Source organism: Paenibacillus sp. strain BS8-2 (assembly GCF_054483835.1).
On the sequence record NZ_CM137010.1, the window covers coordinates 394,781 to 418,533 of the forward strand.

Sequence of the window (23,753 nt, forward strand, 5' to 3'; positions counted from 1 at the left end):
TAACACCAAGAAGCACGCTGCTTACGTTAGAGGGGGCACATCGATTACAACCCAATCCAAAGGAGGCCCAGTTATGAAGAGGAAGGCTGCAATGGCCGTATTACTCGCTCTAGCGCTATGTCTATCTCCGTTTACAGGCGGGACGTTTAAGGAAGAAGCCGTCGCTCAAGGATCGATCGAAATTCGGATACAAGACAAGCCGCTTGCGCTGAGCACACCAGCTTATATTGATAATGGAACAACGCTTGTTCCGCTTAGAGAGGTTGCTGAGGCGCTAGGGGCAAATGTGGTATACAACGACGCAGGAGACGGCTCGAAATCGGTAACGATCGAGAGAAACGGCCGCACTGCACGTATCGCGATCAACTCCATTACGATGACGGCAAGCGGCAAAAACGTGAAGCTGCCTCTTGCGCCGCGGATCGAAAACGATATCACGATGGTTCCGCTGCGCGCTGTGTCTGAGTCACTCGGCACAATCGTGGCATGGGACGGCATTAAACAGATCGTCTCGATTGATGAACCGAAGGAGCTCCCGACCATCGGGACACCGAAGAAGCTTATGGAGCTGCTCCAAGCTTCCATCAACCAGAATAACAAAGTCATTATGCTTTCCGGAGCCGCCGAGATGGGCACGGCTGTATCTGCAGAAACCAGCTCCGATGCAGGCGCGAAGTCTGATGGCGAAAGTGCGCCTACAGCCGACGATCATTCCACAACGAATGTGCAAGTAGACGGCGTGGATGAGGCTGACTGGGCGAAGACCGACGGCCATTTTGTCTACCAGATCAGCGGTAATCGCGTCATCATAACCAACATCGCGGATCCAGCCAACCCTAAGCTGGCTGCCGTACTGGAGTATGACGACAAAAAGGGCTTTACTCCACAAGAGCTGTATGTCGGTGACAACCGTCTGGTAGTCATTGGCCAGGACCAACTATTTGCAGCTATGCCTCTTGAAGAGGGGAACGAAGGTGCTGGAGTGGATAGCACACCTCCCAACTCTGGTTCATCAGCAACACAAGGCGCCGATCCAGTTGCTCCAGACAATATAACCTCCGAGCCGGTACCGGATGAGAAACGTATGTCCAGCATGCCATACATGAACAGCCGCAGCTTGACGACCACTTTGGTATACAATCTGAGTGATGCAGGTGAGCCTGCTCTCGCACGAGAATTGTCCCAAGAGGGCGGCTATGTCTCCTCTCGTATGGTTGGTGATTCAATCTATATCGTCACGAACAAATATAACAATTTCTACCCGCTGTACAACAAGTCCATCAGCAGCGATGCCAAGAATGCGACCAGCAATGAAACATCCGTCGAAGCATTAGCGCAAGAAGTTGAACCGCTGTACAGGGATTCCGCTGTATCGGATAAACCAGTGACTCTACCTCTGGACGAGATCCGCTACTTCCCTAATCCGACAGACAACAGCATGATGCTGGTCGGCGCGGCTGATCTCAGTACACCGGATCAGGAATTGCAAGTATCCGCATACCTTGGTTCCGGCAACACCATCTATGCATCCGAGAAACATCTGTATGTCGCGATTGCCAAGTACGAAATACAAGGCGACGACTACAAGGAGTCTACGGTTTTCCATAAGTTCAGACTGGATCAAGGCAAGGTCGTATACATCGGTGAAGGTTCCGTACCGGGCAGCCTATTGAATCAGTTCTCGATGGACGAATACAATGGTTACTTCCGAGTAGCACTTACCAAAGGCAATATGTGGGCGAGCGGTGAACAAGGCTCCACCAATAATGTCTTCGTGCTGGACGAGAAGCTAACAACGATAGGCAAGCTTGAAGGTCTCGCACCGGGAGAGCGCATCTATTCTGTCCGGTTTATGGGAGATCGCGCCTACATGGTCACCTTCCGCAACGTAGATCCGTTGTTTGCCTTAGACTTAAGCAATCCAACGAAACCGAACGTACTCGGTCAACTCAAAATTCCAGGCTACAGCGATTATCTCCATCCGTACGATGAGAACCATATCATCGGCTTCGGCAAAGAAACGGTAGAGGTTCCTTCCAAAGGGATGGGGCCAGACGAAACGATGGCGTTCTATCAAGGGATGAAGATCGCCATGTTTGATGTAACGGATGTTACGCAGCCAAAGGAATTGTTCAAAGAAGTTATTGGTGATCGAGGCACAGGATCCGAGCTGCTCTATAATCACAAGGCTCTCCTCTTCTCGAAGGCAAAGGGTATCATGGCATTCCCGGTTGAGCTCTACGAAATCAAAAACAAAGAAGCCATCAAACCGGGAGAAATGCCGGCATACGGCGAATTTGTTTACCAAGGCGCATATGTATACGGAGTTGACCTTGTCAACGGCTTTAACCTTAAGGGTCGCATCAGCCATTTGTCCGATGCAGACCTCAAGAAAAGCGGGCAATACGGTTACGACTACAATAAGACCGTACGCCGCATCCTATACGCCGGCGATACACTCTATACGTTGTCCGACGCTATGCTCAAAGCAACCGGCTTGTCGGATTTAACCGATAAGGGCATGCTATCTTACCCGCCGCTCCCTCAGCCTTCTTACTGGGGGGATGGCGGCACGATCGATATGATGCCGATGCCTGCCGTGACACCAGCAAGATAACCTGCTTGAGCGGGCAGCCACCACTTACAGCATACAGAGACTCTCTATCATGGTCCAATTGGAGCATGATAGAGAGTCTCTGTTTCGTTAACAAGATGCTAGCATTATCCATCTGAATTCGTGTTCTGTTACAATGAATACAGCTCCATCTTGCTATATAGAAGGGAAAAAGTCCATGTTGCATACCTCGCAGAATGACAGGTCCATCTACCAATTGAGAGACATCAAACGTGTGCAAGGCTCATCCTGCAGCCGCATAAACCACAATTTGTCTATGTGTCATACCCTTATCATTCCTAACCAACTAGAAGGTACGATCATCAGCGGAGGACATAGCTTCCAAGCCACGTGTAACAGCATATTCTATTGTCCGCCTGAAGAGGAATTGACGACGGATTGGGTACCTGCAGCCCATAGTATGGTGTATATGATTTCATTTGATTGTTATCACACGAGGTATTCGCAAATGGGGACGAACGATGATGGGACGATGTTTCCGGAACAACTATATCGGATAACCGCTCCTCTCTTGTCGCTTGCCGCTGAATTGCCGCTGAACGAACGTCTGCTGCAACTTTGTCATCTATTAGTTGACCATACTCAGTTAGAGCAGCCTGATGCCCATTCCCACCTGTCTCAAGCTTATTTCCACGAGCTGCTGCATTATGCTAATACGGCTATTCCTCATGCAGAGGATGGCTTGTTGACGAGTCTTGAGCTTAGTAGGCGCTATATCCAGAACGAATATGCCGAACGGATAACTATAGCAACATTGGCTGGCAGTATTCGAATCAGCCCCAAATATTACATGGAGCTATTCAGCAAACATTACGGCATTGGCGCCATTCAGTATCTGAATCAGATTCGAATTGAAGCCGCGAAGCGCTTGCTCATGCGAGGAGGCCGTCGTTTGCGCGAGATTGCGCTGGCTTGCGGATTTCAAGACGAGTTTTATTTCAGCAGAAGATTCAAGCAAGAGACCGGTGTTTCGCCGTCTCACTTTATTCATAATCGAAGCCGTGTGATCGTCGTCTTGGACAGTGCATTTCTAGGCTTCCTGGCACCGCTGCACTTCTTGCCCTACGCCGCGCCGAGTCATCCCATATGGCGATCCTATTACGACGAGCTTATCGGCAATGAACTCATGCTACGTCTAAGCATAGGGCGATCTCCGTCAATTATCCACAATAATGTCCATACCTTGCTTCGTGAAGGTCGGCAATATGACATTATTTTTTATCCAGCCGATCAATTACATCAAGATGTTCAGCTGTTAGAAAGCGCGGGGACGCTCGTATCTATCGATCTCGCACATGCTCAGTGGCAGATTCCATTCCTGCAGATCGCCTCCCTGCTACATGCCGAGAGCGAAGCTGCACGATTCATCGCTGCTTATGAATATGAAGTGTTGGCTGCGAGCATGAAGCTGTCACGATGGCGAGAGACTCACTCCATACAGCTCTTGCTCATCGAAGGAACGTATATCTACAATTATGCCTCGCATACGGCTTCCTCCGTCTTGTTCGAAGATCTGGGCTTTAGGGCGGCTCATTCACATGTGAATGATATCGATACGCCATTCTCCCTCTCCGAACTAATCGAAGCACAACCCGATATTTTATTTGTGCTCATCTATCAAGATGAGGAATCCATGTACACTTGGGAATCTCTACAGTTTCATGAAGACTGGCTCGAGCTGCCTGCCATTCGCCAGCGACAGCTATATATGCTCCAGCATTTCCCTTGGCGTGAAGATTCGCCGCTGGCAAGAAAGCTAATTGTAGACGCGACTGTAAGGATGCTTTCCGACAATCCTCCATCATACTAGCAGACAATCGTACATAGACAGAACTGTCCTACGTTCACTATGATGTCTAATAGTAATAATCATTCTCACTGGAGGTTGTGCCTATCATGCCATTACGTCGTTTCGTTATATCCTTATTAAGCTTGTGCACCGTAATCACACTGCTATCTGGTTGCGGCAATTCCCAGTCAGCATCGGAGAATGCTACCCGCACGATTGAATATCTCGGTCAAATGTATACGATTCCTGCAGAGCCACAACGAATTCTGTTTATGAGCGCGTTTGAATCGATGGAGGATGCCGTCGTCCTGAATTATGAGCCTTACGCATCCAGTGCCATTGGCGATGATGCTGAGCCATTTCCCGGCTTCTATGGCACCGTTATGAAAGAAACGATTCCTCTCATGGGTGCTACAGAAGAAAGTCTGGAGTATTTGCTGGAGCTGGCTCCTGATCTCATTATCGGCACGGATATGGAAACCGAAGCCGTACATGAGAAGCTCGCGCTGATTGCTCCGTATATCCCCGTCTCTCACTTTGGACAGGATTGGCAAGCGAATCTGGAGATGTTAGCCGATGTTACCGGTCAGCAAACTTCGGCAGTCGAAGCTGTAGCCAACTACGAGAAGGCTAAAAAAGAAGCACAATCCATCGTCTCCCAATTGGATTCTACCACTGAAGTTTTAGCCGTTCGCGTTCGAGGTGGAGAAATTATGGTCTATCCACAGGATGTATTCGTCAATAGCGTGCTTTATGAGGAGTTAGGTTTTACCGTGCCCTCTGTCGTTGCTCAAACTACGCAACAGACAGCAATCACACTGGAAGGTCTATTCGCGGCTAATCCGGACTACTTGATCGTTCAATATGATATCTATGAGAACGGTGGAAGCGAGCAGACGCTGCAAGACATTCAGGCTTCCAAAGTATGGCAAAGTCTGGATGCAGTGAAACAAAATAAATTGTTTATCAATGCGATTGATCCGCTCGTCTCCGGTGGCAGCACAGCGTACGGCAAGATTAGAATCGTAGAAGCCGTATTGGAGCAGTTCCAATGACGCCAGCTGCTGAAGTCGGCTCATTCATTCTCCAACAATTTCAGACCCTTCATCGTAAGGGTCTGTTTTCTGGAGGTATATTGTTGGCGGAGTCCAACGCTCCAGCTCAAGTTGCCGTATATGGACAAGCTAACTATCGATCGGGCAGAGAATTAACAAGACACTCCTTGTATGAGCTTGCTTCGGTCACGAAACCGCTGACCGCGACTGCCATTCAGCGATTAGCGGAGCAAGGCCGCTTGCAGTTGGATGATCCGCTTGTGCGGTGGATTCCAAAGCTGCCTTATCCTGTGCCCACGATTAGACATGCGCTGACTCACACTTCCGGATTACCCGATTATATGGAGCTGCTCGCATCACACTACGAGGAGGGCCGAATCTATTCGAACGACGACGTTATCGATGCCTTGAATCAGCATGTTCCTCCCACGGTATTCGAACCGGGCAGCCAATTCGAATACTCGAACACGGCTTATGTTTGTTTGGCTACCATCATTGAAGAAGCTTCCGGTCAATCCTTTGCCAACTACATGGATCATGAGCTGTTCCAAGCGTCGGGGATGAAGCGCTCTCGCGTCTACAATCGCCGGATCAATCCTCATCACATCCATGATCTGGCCCTTGGATGGGTATATGAACCATCTCTTGGTTATCGATTACCCGATGAAGTGGATGAGCTCTCCTTCGTTATTACGTTAGATGGCATTCAAGGAGACGGCACGGTTCATTCTACTTTAGATGATTTGCATGCCTTCGATAGTGCCCTTCGTTCAGGGAAACTGCTGTCCCCTGCATCGCAGCTGCTGTCTACGAGTCCAATGCCGCTGCAAGACGGAAGCGAGACACCTTGCGGACTAGGCTGGTTCCACTCGTATACGCCTTCCGGTCGATTACTGCAAAGTCATAGCGGAGGATGGCCGGGCTACTGGACACGCATTGTCCGTGATCCGCAGCCCGACGGCCGTGTATGGATTGTGTTAGCCAATCTAGAGCTGCAAGACCGTGCAGAAGCAGCTGCCTGTGTCGCCGAAGCCGAGCGCTTATGGTTTATATAACGACTGTCGTCGCATAGACGCAGGCTCCCGTCCTTATATGGTCAGCTTGCGTCTAATGACAACGCGATGCAGCAAGCGCACATTGATCCACGCTAGACATACGCATGATAATAACAACAGCACGAAGTTAATGGCATGATTACCAGATGCCGAATTTACCCACTCCAATGATGGCACGATTTCCAGCAAAATGATGACGCCAACTAACAGATGACACAAGATCAACCCTTTGAACCAATGAAACCGATAAAATCCGGTACCAATCATCCAGCCCGCACAGAAATAACTAAAGAACAGCAGGATGTTCTTCAGCACCTCGACCAATAGATTAGGATGAACAAGAATACGCTCCGCTCCACTAATCTCGATGATCATTCGCTCGATCGGGTAACCAATCAACACAACCAAACTACAAATCAATGACATCCCCGCAATAAACAGCAGACCACCTCTAGCGAACGCTCTTCTCGTTACTCCATTCGACACAAAGCTGCTAAGCGAGCCGAGCGTTAACAAGATGCCTAACACAAGCAAAAATATTCGCGGAGATAACGAAGCGCCCGACCAGATGCTTCCTGCCTCCTTAAATTCTTCATCGGGAATGTACCCACGCATAATCAGCTCATTGATTCCAACAAAAATGACTGTGAACACCAGCCAGAACCAAATCAAAACATGTCTGTATGCTTTCCACAAATGATACGCCACATTGCGCGCTGGACTACGTTTTTCTTTAGCCGCGTTTCCGTTCATCCTCTCCACTCCCCTTTCTTGTCAGATGTACGAACAAATCCTGCAACGATACAGGTCCAATCTCCAGACCATCCGCGATAGCCCGATTCTCACGCTCCCTGCCGAGCTCACCGAACACGGTAATCGACTTCGTACCGCCGAGCTTTTGTTCGTTAAGCACAGTCAGCCCAAGGGCGAAATCATCGATTTGTTGCGCTGATCCAGTAATCGTCGCCCCGCGTGTCCGCAATGTCTCGGCCTCCTCGTGCAAGACCAATCGCCCTTTGTCCAGGATCAGCACTTCTTCGAATAGATCCGATACTTCCTCGATCAAGTGGGTGGAGAGAATCATCGTTCGCGGATGCTCCATATAATCCTTTAGCAGCTCGTCGTAGAACGAATACCGCGATGGGGCATCCATTCCGAGATAGGCTTCGTCAAAGATGGTTACCGCTGCCCTCGAAGCGAGACCTATCGTAACGCCTAGCGCCGACTTCATACCGCGAGAAAGCGTCATAATCGATTTCTTGAGCGGAAGGTCAAACATCTTAATAAGATGATCCGCATATGCCGCATCCCATTGCGGCCAGCAGCTTGCGGCTAACTTGAGCGCGTCTCGAACCTTCATGCTTTCTGACAGAAAACCATTCTCCTGGATGAAACAAACCTGATTGACGATTCTCTCGTTCTCGTAAGGCGCTTCTCCGTCGATTCGCACCTCGCCGTCAGTCTGTAGCTGGAATGATGCCAGAATGGAGAGCAGACTTGTTTTGCCCGATCCATTGCGTCCCAGCAATCCGTAGATCTTGCCGCCCTCCAGCCGGAATGAAACATCCTCCAGTGCCCTGAATGATCTGCCATATTGATGTCCAAGGCCGCTTACCTCAATCGTCAATGTCATGCCTGTTCCCCTCCGTTCAAGTCTTCGAGCCTTCTAACAATCTCCGTCAGCGGAATCCCGATCTGCTTTGCTTCCGCCGCCATCTTGTCGACGACCTCCTCGAAGAACCGATCTCTGCGCTGCATGAGAAGCGACTCGCGCGCTTGTGGACTTACGAACATGCCAATCCCTCTCTTCTTGTACAAAATACCTTCGTCCGTCAGCAACTGGAACCCCTTGGCCGCCGTTGCAGGATTGATGCGATAGAATGCCGCATACTGATTAGTCGACATGACTTGCTCCTCTTCCTTGAGCACGCCACTTACAATATCGTTTTTAATTCCGTCAGCGATCTGTTGATAGATCGGACTACGGTCATCGAACATCCTCTCACCTCATTACTTATGCGGTTCATTAGTTATGTAACTAACCATATAACGAAGTGGAATCAAAGTCAATGGGCGATTTCAAAATATGATCCTTACACAACACAAAAAAAAGACTTCCGCCCGAACCATGCCACAAAGTGATCTCGCTTGAATCGCGTTTATCACTTGTCGCTTATCGTTCGGACGTCAAGTCCTTACTGCTGCATCGACTTATATATTCGCGTACACCTACTCGGCTACAACGTCCTCCACAGCATCGCCTGCTGCTTCTTGCAACAGCTTCTGCTGCTCCGACCTTTGTTTTTCCATCTCCTTTTGCATTTCTTCATCCGTCATCGGCTCTTGACTAAGCAGCTCGTCCCCTTTGACTTGCAGCGTCTGGAGCGCTTCGTCAATCGACTTCGCCCCATCTTGAAGAGCTTTGAACTCCTCCTGCATATAACCGTAGAAGAGCATGCTGAACTGCGGATTCAATTTTTGATATTCACTATAATCCTGCATCTGCCGCGATGGCTTCAGCTTGTAGAACGCTGCGAAATTATGGCCTTCCTCATCCTTAATGTATGCCGTTCGAATCGGGAAGCCTCCCATATTGGTTACTTTGGACTTTACGCGCGCATATTCATCGCCGGAGATATACGAGATGAAGTCCCATGCCGCTTCCGCATTCGGTGAATCCTTGGCAATTGCAAAGATATCGCTGTACCAGGTATTCGGGCTTTGATCCGGATATTGTGCGCTGACGGGCATCGTCACGATATCCCAATCGCTAATCAGTACGCCCTCTTCTTTGATCATGTCCTTCGCCTCATTCATACGCTGCATCAAATAGGTATGGTCCAGCGTCATTGCAAGCCTGCCGCCCATGAACGGATCCTGCAAGATATAATCCTCATAGCTGCCCGAGCTCATCATCCCCTGATTCATGCTTTCAAAATACAACGCATTGGATTGAATAGCGTCGAGCGACGACTGTACGACATTACGCCATCCGTCTGTATCAATCGTCATTTTTTTGCTTTTGGTATCCACGTATTTTAAACTTTCTGCAGATGAGAGCATGTTGACCATTTCGTTCAAGTCGCCATTATAGCCGGCTTTTAGGCCATATACGCGCTCATTCGGCTCACCGTCAGTCGGGAACTGTCTCGCAAGTTGAATGACTTCATGCCAGGTCATCTGATCCGTCGGATGAGGGATATTGTATTTGTCGAATAACGTTTTGTTGTAATACATAACCTGACTGCTGAAGCTCGATGGGAAGCCGTATAGCTGACCGCCGCCGATTTCCTTCATGAAATCGACCATACCCGGAACGATACCTTCCGTATCGAATTTGTCCTTGGCGATGTAAGATTCAATGTCTAGCAGCTTGCCTTCTTCCGCAAGCTTCTTATATTGATTCTGATCAATCATCAGCACATCGGGTTTCTCTTCGTCGATTAACTTCTGAAGAGCTTTGTCAGGATCGTATTCCTCCCCTTCTTCCGCAGGTCCTGCGTACAAATTACGAGTGGATACAATCTCGAAGTTGACGTTCGGATACAGCGCGCTGTATAACATCCCATAGTTCGAATAAAATTGACTTTCATCATAATACATGACCCTGATCGTTTTCTCGCTCTCTTCTTCCGTGTTCCCGCTGCCAAAGCTGCAACCAGCCAGCAACGTACCTGCAAGTGCCACAGGTGCTGCCTTCTTCCACCATTCTTTCATCTGTCTCTCCCTTTCCATTGCATATTGTCTATCATATGTGCCAAAATGTACCATAACTATTACGTCTACTTCGATCGTTTAGTTGCAAGTAAATGGATTAATTTGCATTTCAATAAATGTAATGTCGTCATTTGTTGGTGTTTTTCGTGAATAAGAAAAACCGCTCCACGGTTGGAACGGTTGAACGATTGATTACATTCGGTATGCCCACGTTTGGAGCGTATGTCGGCGGGAACGCGAGCCAAACGAAATACGCAAGGTGAAACGGCTACGCCGTCCTTTGGCGGCGGGGCGCGTTTCATTCCGAGAATTCTATGTCCAGATAAGGTGCGAAACTTATAAATTCTTAGAATTCAAAAAAGAGCCGGCTACTTAAACCAGCCCTTCTCCTTAAATCTAGTAATCGCCTCGATCCGGTTGCTAACGCCGAGCTTGTCGAGAATGACGGAGATGTAGTTGCGCACCGTGCCTGTCGTCAGGAACAATTCCGTTGCGATCTCCTTCGTATTCTTGCCATCGGCGACTAATCCGAGCACTTCCTTCTCCCGCTCCGTCAGAGGATTGTCGATTCCACCACCGTATGCTTCGTCCATCAGCTCGGATGCGTAGATTCGTTGTCCCGCCATCACATTGCGGATCGAGCTCGCAAGCTCCTCGCTCGGACTATCCTTGAGCAGATAAGCACTTACTCCGGCCTTAAGCGCCCTCTCGAAATACCCCGTTCTGGCGAACGTTGTCAAGATAATGACCTTGCAGCGTCCTTTCAGCTCCTCCGCCGCTTCCAAGCCGCTCTTCGAAGGCATCTCGATATCCATGATACAAATATCGGGCTCATGCAGCTCCACGAGCTTAATCGCTTCCTCGCCATTGCCTGCACGTCCGACGACGGTCATGTCTCCTTCGAGATCAAGCAAAGATGCGAGCGCACCCAGCAGCATCCTCTGATCCTCCGCAATGACGATCTTGATCATGATTTCAGCTCCTTCATAGGTTGCTTTACGGCATGCGGTACGCGGAACGTCACGATCACACCACGATCCGATGCGATATCCAGACTGCCGTTGACGAATTCCAGGCGCTCCTTCATCCCTCTAAGCCCATTTCCCCGGTAATAACCCGGCTTTAGAGTCATACCTACTCCGTCGTCCTTGACCGCTACGGATACCTCGGTATCCGTAGAATGAATCGTTATATCACAATTTGCAGCTCGACTATGCTTCACGATATTCGTTACCGCTTCCTTCAGGCACATGCTAAGCACGTTCTCTGCAAGCAGTGTCGTATTCGCTAGCTTCGGATCCCCTGTCACAGTAAGCCCTAAGCCAGCCGCCGATAGGATCTGACCAACACGGTGCATCTCCTCGTCAAGCCTTGTACCCCTCATCTGAGTCACCATCTCTCGCACTTCCTTCAGCGCATGACGAGCGGTTTGCTGCACGTCCAGCATCTCTGCGTGGGCGCGCTCCGGGTCCTGATGAACCAGCTTGCCAGCCAGGTCGCTCTTAAGTCCGATAAGCGACAGCTTCTGACCAAGCGTATCGTGCAGATCTCTCGAGATCCTCTGACGCTCCTCGAGCTTTACGAGCTCGTCGATCCGTTTGTTGGCATCCTCCAGTTGGCCTTCCAGCTGGTCTTGCTTCTTCTGGCTAAACGTATTGAAGGGCAGCAAAATGACAACGATCAGACAAATCAGGATAAACGGGAATTGTGTGAAAAACAGTTTATTCTGCGTTACCAGACCATAATTGACCGTGATGATCGTACTGATAAGAAGAATCGCGTATAGCGTGTAGAATCCCGCTTTATTCTTAATATTACCGATAAAGAAAGCAAGAAAAATCGAGAAGTATACGTAGCTGAACAATACAGTCATCGCAATCGAGATGACAATCTGGACACTTGTCCAGAAGTATACTAGCCATCCCTTCGAGACAAACGACTGCCAATAACAAACAAAAAATAAAAGGATCATCACAATGCCAGACACGACCTCTGGCGTTGATGACGATCGGAATATGAAGTAAAACGGCAAGATACAGAAGACGACCCATACATAAGGGCTAAGCCCCGTGCTGCGACTGAAAATTTGATGCCACTTGTTCATGGGTCGTCCTTCCTTCACTTTGTCTTTTCTTTATTCTAGCATATCAGAATTGATTACACCGCTCGCTTGTTACGACGAACTTCTGTAGATCTGGTGCGGCGTTTGCCAATCCGATCCTTCACGTCCCTGAAGCTCACGAACTTCTTATCCCGCTCATCCCATAAGCGGAATCGAAGCGATTCGAAGCTTTGAAGAATGGTAATGGTCGTCGCATTCTGCAGCGGAGGCGTCGCTTCATGGGCATCCTCAAGGTAGTAGTTCGGCACTTTAGGGCTCAAATGGTGGACATGATGGAAGCCGATATTGCCTGTCAGCCATTGCAGCAGCTTAGGAAGCTTATAATACGAGCTGCCTTCTACCGCCGCTTTCACATAGCTCCACTCATCATCCTTCTCAAAGTAGGAATCTTCGAATTGATGCTGTACATAGAACAACCAAATGCCAAGTACGCCTGAAAGATAGAAAATCGGCCCTTGTACGAGCAGGAATGATTGCCAGCCGAGCGCCCAGCCCATCAACGCGTATACGCCGACAATAAGTACGTTCATCAAGTATGTGTTGAGACGTTCCTTGCGGCGTGCTCCTTTGCGGTTAAAGCGATATTGAAGGACGAACACAAAGATCGGACCAAGTCCGAACATGACGAGCGGATGACGATACCCACGGTAAACCAGCTTACGAAGCGGTGTTAACGCCGCATATTCTTCGACCGTCAGAATCCATAGGTCACCTACTCCGCGTTTGTCGAGATTACTGCTCGTAGCGTGGTGGATGGCATGCGAGTTTTTCCATTGCTGATAAGGTACCAGTGTAATAACACCTGTTATAATCCCAAGAATATCGTTGGCACGTTTGCTCGAGAAAAACGATCCATGACAGCAATCATGGAAAATAATAAATGTACGTACGACAAACGCCGATGCGATCACGCTTATACCAAGCGTAAGCCAATACGAAATCGACAAACTGTAATATGCAGCCGCCCACAATACAACCAAAGGAAGTAAAGTATTGATCAATTGGCCTATGCTGACTTTGAGATCGTTTCGTTCAAAAGGGGCTACGCTTTTCTTTAACTGGGCTTGCTTCGGTTCCATCATGCCGGCTTCCTCCTTGAGTAACGCCGTTCCGCCGCCCACAAGAAGGCCGCATTCTGCGTCAATAACATCTTTAACCTCATTGTAGCCAAATCTGTGTCATACCTGACAGTCATAAACGTCAAGCATGTCGTATGACAAATGTCATATGGCTTGCTGGTTCTAATGTTAAAAGATGGGATGCAAAATCCTTTCTTAGCTCATACTACCTACATGACACGAGGAGGATAGGAGGTGACTGGGATCGAATTATCAGAACGGCTGCAGCTGCAGTTATCAAAAGTACAAGCCTATTTCGCCCATACAGAAGATCTGAAGATCCGCCCCATTCAATGGCAAGGGTCAACTGCCGCGTTTATCTATCTCGAGTCACTCATTCATGCCGAATCGATACAATTCAGGCTTTTCCAGCAAAAAAGCGAGCCGGAAACCATTGAAAAGGGAGAATTCTTGTCTCCTCATCAGCAGCTTCTCGTTAATGACTTAGTAGAGCTAAGCAACGTCTTATTGGAAGGTCGGGTTGCTTTGTTGCCCGAGGGTCAGGATTTCGCCTACGTCATCGATGTGGCAGAATCCTTTGGACGTTCACCCTCCGAGCCACGCAGTGAGCAAGTAACGATCGGCGCTCATGATGGTTTCGTTGAACAATTGAACACGAATATCTATTTGATACGCAAACGTATCCACCATCCTAATCTCAAGATCGTTTATTTGAACATGGGCAAAATCACGAAAAGCAAGGTTGCCATGGTTTATATGGACAATCTCGCAGATCCGGGCATCGTGACCGAGTGCACAAGACGGCTTTCCGAATTTTCTGCTGATCATCTGTACTCAACGGGCAATATCGCCGAGTTTCTGGAGGAGCATCCCTTATCTCCATTCCCACAGACCTTGCAGACGGAGAGACCTGACCGTTCTGTTTCTTATATCTTGGACGGCAAGATCGCAATTATCGTGGATGGCAACCCTGTCGCGCTTATATTGCCAATCACCTTCTTTGCTTTCTACCAGTCTCCGGATGATTATAACAACCGATGGATCATCGGCACCTTCAACAGACTTGTCAGAATGATCGGTTTCGTATTCGCAATTAGCTTGCCTGCGATCTATATTGCGATCGTATCCTTTCATTCCGAGGTTCTCCCGATCGGTATTTTGTATTCTGTTAAGGTGGCCATCACCTATGTCCCGTTCCCGCCCATTATGGAAGCCATCACCATGCAGATTATCCTGGAGTTGTTGAAGGAAGCTGCCATTCGGCTCCATTCCTCCATTGCTCAGACGATTGGAGTCGTTGGGGGACTCGTCATTGGGACGGCGATCGTGGAGACGCATCTGATTTCGCATACGATGATCGTCGTAATTGGCTTGACCGCGATCTCCTCCTTCGTCACGCCAATCAGCGAATTCGGAACCAGCTTGCGAGTGCTGGGATTCTCGACGATTCTGGCAGCCACATTATTCGGATTTTTTGGCATATCCATTATGCTCATGCTCATTTTCATTCATCTGTGCAATCTCGAATTGTTTGGCGTTCCTTACTTCTCTCCATTCGGCCCGTTCCGCGGCAGGGAAGGGCTTCGAGATATGTACATTCGTTATCCAACATATGGGTTTCTGAAACTTCGATGGAAGAACGGTAAAATGACGCCAAAGAAAGGAGGGAAGTGAAGCCATGGAATCATCCATTGTGCGCTCCAAGGATAAGATTACGAGGTTCGGGCTGTTTATCTGGATGATCAAATGCCAGATTGGCATCGGCTTATTATCATTGCCTTCGGATATATATGACTCCGCAGATGGGGATTCCTGGATATCCGTTCTTGTCGCCGGGGTCGTTATACAGTTGCTATTGATTGTGTATGTATTGCTATATACCAGGATGCCGGGGCGCATGTTAAGCGAGATGACCATCGAGCTCCTCGGCAAGCCCATCGGACGGGCAATCAATTTCATCTACTTTGTATGTTTCGTCTATATTTCCGCGTATGGGCTCAAGCTCTTTAATCATGTTGTCCATACCTGGCTGCTGCCAAAGACACCGGAACCGATTATATTAGCCTTGATTGTCGGCTCTTTCCTTTATCTTACTTTACAAAGCTTAAGCGCTATTGAGCGATTTTTTACGTTTGCTTCCATATTGTTCGTCATCATCCTTCTGTTCAGCCTGACTGCGCATTCGCACAATATGCATCTGTCGTATATTATGCCGATAGGCAAATCAGGTATATCCAACATAGGGAGCGGGAGTCTGGACACGTTTTTTTCAATGATCGGATTCGAAGTGGTTTTGTTCTTGATGGCTCATGTTCATCGTGACAATGGCAAACCGCTTCGTTTTCTGCCGACCATGACGATCGCGAACGTATTTGTCACGTTTTTCTACATGTATTTCGTATTACTTTGTCTACTTAGCTTTAGTCCTCATGCCTTGCAGCTTCTGAAGGAGCCCGTGCTTTTTCTTTTCAAGGGACTTTCCTTTCAGTTGGCCGACAGGCTTGATCAGATTTTTTTGTCCATCTGGATCTTCGCTATGACAACGGTCTTTGTCGGATATATCTACATGGCAAGCCGAGTCCTCTCGCCCAAGAGTCAATCTAACCGCAAGATTATATGGGTAAGCAGTATTATCGTTTATGTCTTGGGTTATGTTCTTATCAAGATTGACGACTTGGATGCGTTCAATCTCAACTTTTTTTATGTGTATCTGTTCCTTATTGCTATCTTGCCCGCACTGCTGTTAGCAATGTCCTATAAAGTTAAACCCAAATCAAATGTTGATCGGAGGCATCCATGAAAAGGTTAACGTTCGTGTTGCTGACAGCAACTGTTCTGCTTACTCTTCCCGGATGTTGGGATACCGATAAGCTGGCAGACAAATTAATCATTAATGGCATCGCTCTCGATGTGGCGGATCATGGACGGATCCTTGGGACGGCAAGCACGATCAAGCTCATTAATAAGGGAGGTGGGCAATTCGAAGAACAGGATGATGTTGTTCAGGCTACAGGAGCTTCCGTCACAGAGATTGGATCCATGATCAATAACATGATGCCCGGCAAAATCGAATCGTCCAAAACGCATATTATTATGGTCGGAGAGAAGCTTGCCAAGGCAGGCGTTCTCTCATCGATCGAGACTTTCTATCGGAATTCCAAAGGGAATCTGAATTCCAGCTTCCTGATTGCTAAGGGAAGGGCTTCGGATATGCTGGAGGTGGCCAATGCGCCAACCGGTAGTCCCATCGCCTTCGAAATTGAGCAGATGATCAAAGGCGCGCAATTCGCCGCTATCGCCCCTAATCAGACACTCTATACGATATGGACGGAGCTTCTCGATAGCGAATCCGACATCATCATTCCGTTAATTAGCAAACGGAGCGACCATATTGTCATCGAAAGCATCGCACTGATGAACGACGACAAGTATAGCGGTGTGACGATGGATCAGAAAGATAGCAAGCTGCTCATGCTGATGACAGGCAATTTCAGCAGAACGACCTTGCTGAATATTCCGCTTGAGAAGTTGTCCACTATATTAACTTATGAAGTAACGAAAGCATCCAACAAGATAGAGGTTACAGTCGATGATCTGACAGGGCGAATCGATTGTGTTATTCATGTGAAGCTGTACGGGGACATCCTGAGTTATCCGATGATGGGAGACGCTAATGCTCATTTAAGCATGCTTAGCGCTGCTGTCGAGGAAGCATTAGAGAAGCAAGTCCAACGAATCACGAAGAAGCTGCAGACCGCACACTGTGACGCCTTAGGTATCGGTCGGCACTTTAGGATCACACATCCGAAGCTGTGGGAAAACGTGGAATGGGATTCTGTTTACCCGGAGGTACGTATCTCCTCCCAATTCAAAGTCAACTTTGAAAGTACAGGGCTGTTGCGGTAACAAGCATCACTCGAGCACCAACGCACAAGAGGCCGTTTCGCAGGTTGGATTACAACCTTGTGAAACGGCCTCTCGATACGAGCGAACGATTAGATCGCCCAGTTGCCTGCCCGGAATACCGGCACGACTGTGCCATCCACTTTGATACCATCAATATCCATCTCGGCGGACCCGATCATAAAGTCGTTGTGCGTAATACTCGCATTGACGCCATGCGCCTCCAGCTCTTCGGGGGACATCGTCTTGCCGCCTTCGACATTGAACGCATATCCGCTGCCAATCGCCAAGTGGTTAGAAGCATTCTCATCGAACAATGTGTTGTAGAACAGAATGCCGGACTCCGAAATCGGAGAATGATGCGGCACCAGCGCAACCTCGCCCAGGTAATGACTGCCCTCGTCGATCTCGACGAGCTTCTGCAGTATCTCTTCGCCCTCCTCTGCCTCCGCTTTCACAATACGTCCGTTCTCGAAAGTCAGCTTGAACTTATCGATAATATTGCCGCCATAGCTAAGCGGCTTCGTACTGGAGACATAACCATTTGTACCCGTCTTAAGTGGTACCGTGAACACTTCTTCCGTAGGCATATTCGCCATAAAGGAGAAGCCGCTTTGGTTCGTGCTGCCTGCAGCTACCCATAGATGTTTCTCGTGAAGCTCGATCGTCAGATCCGTACCCGGCGCACGGTAATGCAGCTTGCGGAATCTGTTGTCATTAAGCACTTCGGCTTTGACATGCAAGGTCTCGTTGTGTTTCACCCATGCAGAGATTGGATCCCCTTCATGCAGACGCACGGAGTCGAAGATTGCGTTCCACAGCATATCAACCGCCTCGGACTCTGTCGTATCCGGGAACACCTTCTTCGCCCAATCCTTGCCTGCGCCGGCTACGACTGTCCAGCTAACCTTGTCGGATTGGATCGCTTTGCGGAATTCTTTGAGCCCCTCGCCGGATGCCTTCTGGAATGCCGAGATGCGGCTAGAAGGAATGCCCTTAAGCAGATCCGGGCTGGAAGCTACGAGGGAGATAAAGACGGCATTACGCTCCACGAAGTGATTCCGTTTCATCGTCTCGAAAGCAGGGAAGCTTGAGAAAACAGATTCGTCAGCCTTCTCGTATTTGAGTCGGGCGAGCGAATCGTCTACCCAATCTACATGTACATTGGAAGCGCCCGCTTCATAAGCTTTGGCCGCAATCAGGCGAACCAGGTCCGCCATCTCAATGGATGCTCCGGACAAGAATACCTCTTGGCCAGGCTGAACGTTTACGCCTGTGCGTACGATAAGCTCGGCATATTTCTCGAAATTTGCGTGCAATTGAGTTGTCATATGTATTTGCATCTCCTCGGTCGTAAGTTAGTGTGTTGTACGCGCCCGCACGAACGGGTCGGGCTCTACAAGTATACCATTGATGCCGATCGGATTTCATCTCGCACCAGCCTTCGGAGCTCCGGCGTCTCCAACACTTCCATCCTCCCCCCGAATCCAAGCACGATCTCGACTGCCGATTCAGGCGTCTCGAATTCGACTTCCACCAGCAGCCATTGACTAACTGGCTCGTCGTTAATCTGCTGAGCGCTGTCGTGGCTGCGGCTATGCACCGTCACATACCGCTCCCTATCTAGCTTAGGCATTGCATCGGCCCTCACTTTCAGCTTGGCTGGATATCGAGGCAATCGCTCACGGAACTGTTCAAGCGAGTTCTCCCAATAGGATGCCAGATCAAAGTCCTGCGGCGGCTCGAACACCTCTGGCAAAGACTCTGTTCGCACCAACCGGGAGATGCGGAACGTGCGGAGGCCATCTCCCTCCGTATCGGCGACGAGATACCAGATACCACGTTTCGCAACTAGACCAAGTGGATAGACTAAGCGGATCTTCTCTAAGCCATCGCGCAAATAAACAATACGCAGCACCCGTTCTTGCCACACCGCCTCCTGCACGGCAGCGAGGCAAGACACAGGCTCGCTGCGCCGACTGTTCGGCTGCCAGCCAGCCCCGTCGATATGCAGCTTACGCCGGACGGCTTCGGCGCCGCTCCGCGCTGCATCCGTTGCCGCCGCCAGCAGCTTCTGCAGCGCGGCCTCAAGCTGCCGATCATGGCCCAGATCGCTTAGCAGCTCAGACCGACTGGCGACGAGCAACGCGGCGAGCTCATCAGCATGGATACCGGTCAGCGTTGTCCGATATCCTTCTGCCAGCAGCCAGCCTCCCTCCTTGCCTCGCTCGGCGTAGACCGGTATGCCGGCTGCGCTTAACTCCTCCATATCCCGGAGGATCGTCCTCTCGGACACCTCTAGCTGCTCTGACAGCTGGCGAGCCGTCAGCTTGCCAGCATTCTGCAGCGCCAATACAATCGATACCAAGCGGCTCGCCCGCATAGCCTCTTCCTCTCCCCTGCTCCACTAACGTTATTTTGATTTTATTATATCTGTTCAATCATGACAGAGGTTGTCATATTACGTCGACTATACTAAAAACACACATGTTCCACCATTCCATGATCCATCGAAAGGATGATCACAAATGATAGACAACAAATCTCTGCAAGGCAAAGTTGCCGTTGTCGCAGGTGCGACAAGAGGCGCGGGAAGGGGCATTGCTATCGGCCTCGGTGCCGCAGGCGCAACGGTTTATTGTACAGGGCGAAGCGTTACGGGGCAGCCGTCGGATCTGAACCGATCGGAGACGATTCAAGAAACCGCAGCACTAGTTAGTGCAGCTGGAGGAATCGGGATAGCGGTTCGCACCGACCACACCGTTCCGTCCGAGGTCGAAGCGCTGTTTGCTCAAATTAGCGAAGAGCAGGACGGTCGACTCGATGTGCTCGTCAACAACATCTGGGGCGGCGAGAAGCTGGTCGAATGGGGCAAGACATTCTGGGAGCATGACTTGCCTGCCGGCCTGCTCGTGCAGGAGCGCGCCGTCAAAGCCCACATGATTACGAGTTACTACGGCGCTCCACTCATGGTCTCGGCAGGCAAAGGTTTGATCATCGAAGTCACGGATGGAATCGACTATCGTTATCGGGGCAACCTGTTCTACAGCCTGGCCAAAATATCGCCCATCCACCTTGCCGAATCAATGGCAGCCGACCTGGCGCCCTATGGCGTAACTGCCATTGCTGCGACTCCGGGCTTCCTGCGTTCCGAAGAGATGCTGGAGCACTTCCGCGTTACCGAGGACAACTGGCGGGATGCCATTACCGGCGGCATCAAGGACGCCGAGCATTTCGCCCAATCGGAAACCCCGCATTATATCGGACGCGGTCTTGCAGCCTTCGCCGCAGATCCAGACTATGCCGCTTACTCAGGCAAAGTGCTGTCCAGCTGGTCGCTCTCGGATATGTACGGCATCATCGACGCCGATGGCACACGACCTCACTGGGGCAACTACGCCAAGGAGCATGGCTTCTTGTGAGCCATGCTCCTGCCACTGCCTTCGCAATTAGAAAACTCAGCCCCTTGATGATTTCTGACCTAGCCGTTGACTGCTTCTCCGCCGTTAATATGCAGCATCTGGCCCGTCATATAGCTGGAGTCCTCACAAGCGAGATAGACGTATGCTGCAGCAAGCTCATGCGGCTGTCCCGCGCGGCCCATTGGCGTATCCGAGCCGAATTCGGAGACGCGATGCGGATCGAACGATGCCGGAATGAGCGGCGTCCAGATCGGCCCCGGCGCGACTCCGTTCACGCGGATGCCTTGCGCAGCCAGGTTGGCGGCGAGCGCGCGGGTGAACGACACGATCGCTCCTTTGGTCGACGAATAGTCGATCAGGGTCGGGTTGCCCTTGTATGCTGTGATGGAAGCTGTGTTAATGATGCAGCTCGATGCTTTCAGATGCGGCATCGCAGCAATTGTCAAATAGAACATCGCGAATACGTTCGTCCGAAACGTCGTATGCAGCTGCTCCGCCGTTATATCCTCCAGCTTTTGGCGGACATGCTGCTCCGCCGCATTATTGACCACAATGTCCAGCTTGCCGAATGCCTTTACCGTTTGCTCCACAACGCTCTTCGCGAATGTTTCGTCACCAATATCGCCCGACAGCAGCAAACATCTCGCGCCTAACCCCGTTACCAGCTCCTCAGTCACCTTGGCATCGCCATGCTCGTCCTTATAGACTATGCAGAGCCATGCTCCCTCCTTTGCATAAGCAACAGCGACCGCTCGTCCAATTCCGCTGTCGCCGCCGGTTATAATCGCAACCTTGTTCGCTAATTTGCCTGCCGCTTTATACTTGCCATCATCAAAGACAGGGAGCGGATTCATCACGGATTCGATGCCGGGCTGCCGAGATTGGTTTTGCGGCGGGAATACCGGCCTCTTTTCCATCGAATTTGTCATTTTCAGCGACACCTCATCTCGTAATATGATAAAAGATTTCGTCCATCTCCGACTTCAACCGATCCGTGATTTCCTTCTGCTCTTCCTGGGACAGCGTATCCTTGGTATAACCGAACAAATAGTTATTGAGATCAAATTGCTTGAGCCTGCACTTGGTGTGGAACAAATTCTCCTGATAGATGTTAACGTCGATCATATCGAATAACTTGCTCTGCTCATCCGGAATGTAATTCTGAATCGAGTTGATCTCGTGGTCGATAAACAACTTGTCGCCATAGATATCGCGGGTGAAGCCGCGCACCTTATAGTCGATCATCATAATATCCGTGTCAAACGAATGGATCAGATAGTTCAGCGCTTTGAGCGGCGATATTTCGCCGCAGGTCGATACGTCGATATCCGCTCTGAATGTGCTGATCCCTTCGTCGGGATGGTATTCGGGATAGGTATGTACCGTGATATGGCTTTTGTCCAGCGCCATCACGACGATCGACGGCAGCGGTCCCGGCGACTCCTCATAGGATTCCTCCGGCACCTCCACGATCGGCCCTTCCGATACGAGAATCGTTACACTAGCCCCTTGAGGAACGTAATCCTGTTTAGCCACATTCAGGACATGCGCGCCAATCAAGTCTGCTACATTCCGCAAAATCGCAGTCAATCGATCCGAGCTGTATTGCTCATCAATGTAGGCAATGTATGCCTCGCGTTCCTCGCGTGTTTTCGTATAACAAATATCGTACATGTTGAAGCTCAGCGATTTGGTCAAATTATTGAATCCATGCAGCTGGATGCGCTGCTCCGGTGTTAACGTCATCGTGTCCCTCCTATTCATACCTACTATCTCCTGAACGTGCGGCTGACATGCGCTCTAACCAGCCTATCCGTACACGATCATCGCCTTAGGAATTAAAAAGAGCGAGCCCGCATCTCCTCATGGCAGATGCAAGTTCGCTCTATACTTACCCTTTCGACCCTTTGCTCAAACGTTCGTAAGTTAACTTATCGCAGATGATAAACAATTTGGCTTCGTCCGGGATACCAGTTGTCAGCTTGCGGTTGATGCTCATGTCGCCACGGTCGGCGATCAATGTCGCGCCCCGTTCCAACAGCGCCCTGAACGCGTCGCCATATGTTTTCCAAGCGGGATCGCGCTTCACCTCATAAATATCCTCTTCATCCTGCTTGCTTATGAGCTGCCTGAGCAGCTCGGTGTTCCCTTCCTGCAACGCCGAACGTACGGCCAGACGCGATATCGCATCATGAGACAGCACGAACTCATTGACATGCGCATGCTTGAAGTTGCGAATATGTTTTTCGTGCACGATCTCTACGGTCGTATGCACCTGCGGAGCGATTCGCTCGATACTAGACGTAATCAGCAGCGACTTCCCGTCAACAAGCGAACCTTCGTCGATCCGCATATCTGCAAAAATAATCGCCGATCGCGCTGTCCCAATCGATGCCTTGGCGAGAACGCCGTCTTCCGACGGGTCCCCCTTCACAAAGTGGACCTGTGCTAGCTCCTCCAAGGGATGTTTGGCGAGTCCGTCGTCGATGATGACAATATCGAGATGCGAGGAGTGCGACAACAAATCCTCTACGGCCGTTTGAGCTTTTTTGCCCCAATTGATAATGACGATGTGGTTCGAACCTTGATAGGACAACTCCCCAGCTCCCCTCTTCTGCTTAAAGATCGCGAATGAATCAATCACTTTCCCGATGACCAAACTGAGTAAGCCGATTCCGAAAATGTAAAGGAAAATCGTAAACGTTTTGCCTAGCACCGTAACCGCGAAATAATCTCCGTATCCCACCGTCGCCATCGTCGTCAGTACCCAATAAAGGGCGTTGAACCAAGTGCCGAACGTGTCAGGCTCGATGGTATAAGCGAAGGTTGCTCCAAGCCCCGTGAACAAAATAACGATGACTGCAATCGTCATCGGATTAAGCCGAAGCAGACGCGTTCCCAAAATTCTCAAAAAAATCATAACAGGCTCCTCCCGTTAATCAGTTGAAACGTATTATAATGGAATTGCGTATAAGA

General features: G+C 49.8%; 20 protein-coding genes. 8 read left to right on the forward strand and 12 right to left on the reverse strand.

Going from position 1 to position 23,753, the window contains the following annotated elements; translation table 11 throughout:
* Positions 1-73: 73 nt before the first annotated feature.
* The 4 genes from ACX1C1_RS01625 (at position 74) to ACX1C1_RS01640 (ending at position 6,534) form a co-directional block, all read left to right on the forward strand.
* Positions 74-2,617 carry a beta-propeller domain-containing protein gene (locus ACX1C1_RS01625; RefSeq protein WP_458955455.1) on the forward strand — a complete coding sequence of 848 codons (2,544 nt, stop codon included), beginning with the start codon at positions 74-76 and terminating at the stop codon, positions 2,615-2,617.
* A gap of 466 nt (positions 2,618-3,083) precedes the next feature.
* Positions 3,084-4,445, forward strand: coding sequence for a helix-turn-helix domain-containing protein (locus tag ACX1C1_RS01630; protein ID WP_458955456.1), 1,362 nt, complete (start codon positions 3,084-3,086; stop codon positions 4,443-4,445).
* 86 nt (positions 4,446-4,531) lie between these two features.
* Positions 4,532-5,479, forward strand: a complete 948-nt coding sequence (locus tag ACX1C1_RS01635; RefSeq protein ID WP_458955457.1) for an ABC transporter substrate-binding protein — start codon at positions 4,532-4,534, stop codon at positions 5,477-5,479.
* 83 nt (positions 5,480-5,562) lie between these two features.
* Positions 5,563-6,534, forward strand: coding sequence for a serine hydrolase domain-containing protein (locus ACX1C1_RS01640; protein ID WP_458955458.1), 972 nt, complete (start codon positions 5,563-5,565; stop codon positions 6,532-6,534).
* A gap of 33 nt (positions 6,535-6,567) precedes the next feature.
* Here ACX1C1_RS01640 and ACX1C1_RS01645 read toward each other — a convergent pair whose 3' ends face one another.
* The 7 genes from ACX1C1_RS01645 to desA form a co-directional block, all read right to left on the reverse strand.
* The gene (locus tag ACX1C1_RS01645) at positions 6,568-7,287 is read right to left on the reverse strand and encodes a hypothetical protein (RefSeq protein WP_458955459.1); all 720 of its coding nucleotides are present in this window, start codon (positions 7,285-7,287) and stop codon (positions 6,568-6,570) included.
* A complete protein-coding gene (locus tag ACX1C1_RS01650; RefSeq protein ID WP_458955460.1) occupies positions 7,268-8,167 on the reverse strand; it encodes an ATP-binding cassette domain-containing protein in 900 nt (299 codons plus the stop codon). The genes ACX1C1_RS01645 and ACX1C1_RS01650 overlap by 20 nt, the downstream gene beginning before the upstream one ends.
* Positions 8,164-8,532: a GntR family transcriptional regulator gene (locus ACX1C1_RS01655; protein ID WP_458955461.1), complete on the reverse strand. Its 369-nt coding sequence runs from the start codon at positions 8,530-8,532 to the stop codon at positions 8,164-8,166. Before ACX1C1_RS01655 ends, ACX1C1_RS01650 begins: the two co-directional genes overlap by 4 nt.
* Before the next feature lie 231 nt (positions 8,533-8,763).
* Positions 8,764-10,251, reverse strand: coding sequence for an extracellular solute-binding protein (locus tag ACX1C1_RS01660; RefSeq protein WP_458955462.1), 1,488 nt, complete (start codon positions 10,249-10,251; stop codon positions 8,764-8,766).
* A gap of 368 nt (positions 10,252-10,619) precedes the next feature.
* The gene (locus ACX1C1_RS01665) at positions 10,620-11,222 is read right to left on the reverse strand and encodes a response regulator (RefSeq protein WP_458955463.1); all 603 of its coding nucleotides are present in this window, start codon (positions 11,220-11,222) and stop codon (positions 10,620-10,622) included.
* The gene (locus ACX1C1_RS01670) at positions 11,219-12,355 is read right to left on the reverse strand and encodes a histidine kinase (RefSeq protein WP_458955464.1); all 1,137 of its coding nucleotides are present in this window, start codon (positions 12,353-12,355) and stop codon (positions 11,219-11,221) included. Before ACX1C1_RS01670 ends, ACX1C1_RS01665 begins: the two co-directional genes overlap by 4 nt.
* A gap of 53 nt (positions 12,356-12,408) precedes the next feature.
* Positions 12,409-13,455, reverse strand: coding sequence for a Delta(5) desaturase DesA (gene desA / locus ACX1C1_RS01675; protein ID WP_458955465.1), 1,047 nt, complete (start codon positions 13,453-13,455; stop codon positions 12,409-12,411).
* Between the two features lie 231 nt (positions 13,456-13,686).
* Here desA and ACX1C1_RS01680 point away from each other — a divergent pair, with 231 nt between their 5' ends.
* From ACX1C1_RS01680 to ACX1C1_RS01690, 3 genes are read left to right on the forward strand one after another with little or no spacing between them, the layout of a single operon-like run.
* Positions 13,687-15,126: a spore germination protein gene (locus tag ACX1C1_RS01680; protein WP_458955466.1), complete on the forward strand. Its 1,440-nt coding sequence runs from the start codon at positions 13,687-13,689 to the stop codon at positions 15,124-15,126.
* Positions 15,127-15,130: 4 nt separating this feature from the next.
* Complete coding sequence (locus tag ACX1C1_RS01685; RefSeq protein ID WP_458955467.1) at positions 15,131-16,252, forward strand: GerAB/ArcD/ProY family transporter; 1,122 nt, start codon at positions 15,131-15,133, stop codon at positions 16,250-16,252.
* Positions 16,249-17,358, forward strand: a complete 1,110-nt coding sequence (locus tag ACX1C1_RS01690) for a Ger(x)C family spore germination protein (RefSeq protein WP_458955468.1) — start codon at positions 16,249-16,251, stop codon at positions 17,356-17,358. The genes ACX1C1_RS01685 and ACX1C1_RS01690 overlap by 4 nt, the downstream gene beginning before the upstream one ends.
* Positions 17,359-17,447: 89 nt before the next feature.
* On the opposite strand, the gene ACX1C1_RS01695 is transcribed toward ACX1C1_RS01690, so the two are convergent.
* Together ACX1C1_RS01695 and ACX1C1_RS01700 are read right to left on the reverse strand one after the other, a co-directional pair.
* A complete protein-coding gene (locus ACX1C1_RS01695) occupies positions 17,448-18,686 on the reverse strand; it encodes an aminopeptidase (protein ID WP_458955469.1) in 1,239 nt (412 codons plus the stop codon).
* 65 nt (positions 18,687-18,751) lie between these two features.
* The gene (locus ACX1C1_RS01700; RefSeq protein WP_458955470.1) at positions 18,752-19,738 is read right to left on the reverse strand and encodes a helix-turn-helix transcriptional regulator; all 987 of its coding nucleotides are present in this window, start codon (positions 19,736-19,738) and stop codon (positions 18,752-18,754) included.
* Positions 19,739-19,883: 145 nt separating this feature from the next.
* On the opposite strand from ACX1C1_RS01700, the gene ACX1C1_RS01705 reads away from it, so the two are divergent.
* A complete protein-coding gene (locus ACX1C1_RS01705; protein WP_458955471.1) occupies positions 19,884-20,777 on the forward strand; it encodes an SDR family oxidoreductase in 894 nt (297 codons plus the stop codon).
* Between the two features lie 59 nt (positions 20,778-20,836).
* Here the strand turns inward: ACX1C1_RS01705 and ACX1C1_RS01710 are convergent, their stop codons facing one another.
* The 3 genes from ACX1C1_RS01710 to ACX1C1_RS01720 all read right to left on the reverse strand — a co-directional run bounded on the left by ACX1C1_RS01710 (position 20,837) and on the right by ACX1C1_RS01720 (position 23,697).
* The gene (locus ACX1C1_RS01710; protein ID WP_458955472.1) at positions 20,837-21,706 is read right to left on the reverse strand and encodes an SDR family oxidoreductase; all 870 of its coding nucleotides are present in this window, start codon (positions 21,704-21,706) and stop codon (positions 20,837-20,839) included.
* A gap of 13 nt (positions 21,707-21,719) precedes the next feature.
* Positions 21,720-22,523 (reverse strand): adenosylmethionine decarboxylase, encoded by an 804-nt coding sequence (speD, locus tag ACX1C1_RS01715; protein ID WP_458955473.1) that lies wholly within the window; start codon positions 22,521-22,523, stop codon positions 21,720-21,722.
* Positions 22,524-22,668: 145 nt separating this feature from the next.
* Positions 22,669-23,697, reverse strand: a complete 1,029-nt coding sequence (locus tag ACX1C1_RS01720) for a potassium channel family protein (RefSeq protein WP_458955474.1) — start codon at positions 23,695-23,697, stop codon at positions 22,669-22,671.
* Positions 23,698-23,753 lie beyond the last annotated feature (56 nt).